The sequence below is a fragment of the Terrilactibacillus laevilacticus genome (assembly GCF_006517395.1).
Taxonomy (GTDB): Bacteria; Bacillota; Bacilli; order Bacillales; family Sporolactobacillaceae; genus Terrilactibacillus; species Terrilactibacillus laevilacticus.
The window spans coordinates 1-1,381 of record NZ_VDCY01000038.1; the positions used below are offsets into that span (position 1 = coordinate 1).

Annotated in this window: 8 tRNA genes and 2 rRNA genes; all 10 read left to right on the forward strand. The window is 48.2% G+C overall.

Annotated elements, in window-relative coordinates:
* Positions 1-97: ribosomal RNA gene (gene rrf / locus FG390_RS15625) — 5S ribosomal RNA — on the forward strand; the annotation flags it as partial.
* A gap of 10 nt (positions 98-107) precedes the next feature.
* Positions 108-183 (forward strand) — tRNA-Val (locus FG390_RS15630).
* A 7-nt stretch (positions 184-190) separates the two neighbouring features.
* A tRNA-Thr gene (locus FG390_RS15635) sits at positions 191-266 on the forward strand.
* A 15-nt stretch (positions 267-281) separates the two neighbouring features.
* Positions 282-357, forward strand: a tRNA-Lys gene (locus FG390_RS15640).
* A 38-nt stretch (positions 358-395) separates the two neighbouring features.
* Positions 396-470, forward strand: a tRNA-Gly gene (locus FG390_RS15645).
* 28 nt (positions 471-498) lie between these two features.
* Positions 499-587 (forward strand) — tRNA-Leu (locus FG390_RS15650).
* A gap of 9 nt (positions 588-596) precedes the next feature.
* A tRNA-Arg gene (locus FG390_RS15655) sits at positions 597-673 on the forward strand.
* A gap of 3 nt (positions 674-676) precedes the next feature.
* Positions 677-753 (forward strand) — tRNA-Pro (locus tag FG390_RS15660).
* A 21-nt stretch (positions 754-774) separates the two neighbouring features.
* A tRNA-Ala gene (locus FG390_RS15665) sits at positions 775-850 on the forward strand.
* A gap of 349 nt (positions 851-1,199) precedes the next feature.
* Positions 1,200-1,381: ribosomal RNA gene (locus FG390_RS15670) — 16S ribosomal RNA — on the forward strand; the annotation flags it as partial.

Genomic DNA, 1,381 nt, shown 5'->3' on the forward strand with positions numbered 1-1,381 from the left:
GGTCACACCCGTTCCCATCTCGAACACGGAAGTTAAGCTCTTCAGCGCCGATGGTAATTGGGGGCTGTCCCCCTGTAAGAGTAGGACGCCGCTAGGCGATTTATTTCGGAGGATTAGCTCAGCTGGGAGAGCATCTGCCTTACAAGCAGAGGGTCGGCGGTTCGAGCCCGTCATCCTCCACCATCATTGAGCCGGCCTAGCTCAATTGGTAGAGCAACTGAATCGTAATCAGTAGGTTGGGGGTTCAAGTCCTCTGGCCGGCACCAGGTATAATTTAATTTGAGCCATTAGCTCAGTTGGTAGAGCATCTGACTTTTAATCAGAGGGTCGGAGGTTCGAATCCTCCATGGCTCACCATTTTTTCTCATAAGAAAAAGGCTTACAAAATAATATATGCGGAAGTAGTTCAGTGGTAGAACATCACCTTGCCAAGGTGGGGGTCGCGGGTTCGAATCCCGTCTTCCGCTCCATTACTAAGTTCTAATGAGTTTCTTATTTGCCGGGGTGGCGGAATTGGCAGACGCACAGGACTTAAAATCCTGCGGTAGGTGACTACCGTGCCGGTTCAAGTCCGGCCCTCGGCACCATAATATATTGCGCCCTTAGCTCAATTGGATAGAGCGTCTGACTACGGATCAGAAGGTTGGGGATTCGAGTTCTCCAGGGCGCGCCATAACGGGAAGTAGCTCAGCTTGGTAGAGCACTTGGTTTGGGACCAAGGGGTCGCAGGTTCGAATCCTGTCTTCCCGACCACCAAATATAAAAAACAGTAATGGGGCCTTAGCTCAGCTGGGAGAGCGCCTGCTTTGCACGCAGGAGGTCAGCGGTTCGATCCCGCTAGGCTCCACCAATTTTAAATTTTTATTTTGTTAATTTGCTTGACATTAGACAATAATAGTTATATACTATTAAAGTCGCTTAAATGATTAGCGAATAATTAAGAGATTGTTCTTTGAAAACTAAACAAAAGCCAAGCGTAATATCAAACGGGTAACACCGATTGATTTCTTTGAAAAAAGAGCGATGGATCAAATGAAACGATTTAATGATTTGTTCATTATAAATGGACTATAACAGGTTATGGATTGTCGGTTAAGAACGTCACGTCCTGTGACAACACCGGCGCTCGTACCTGTTAAAGGAAGTCGGTTAAGAACGTCACATCCTGTGACAACACCGACATTTGCACATCCTGTGCATCATCGGAGAGTTTGATCCTGGCTCAGGACGAACGCTGGCGGCGTGCCTAATACATGCAAGTCGAGCGCAGGAAGCAAAACAATCCTTCGGGTGCGTTTTGTGGAATGAGCGGCGGACGGGTGAGTAACACGTGGGCAACCTGCCTGTAAGACGGGGATAACTTCGGGAAACCGGGGCTAAT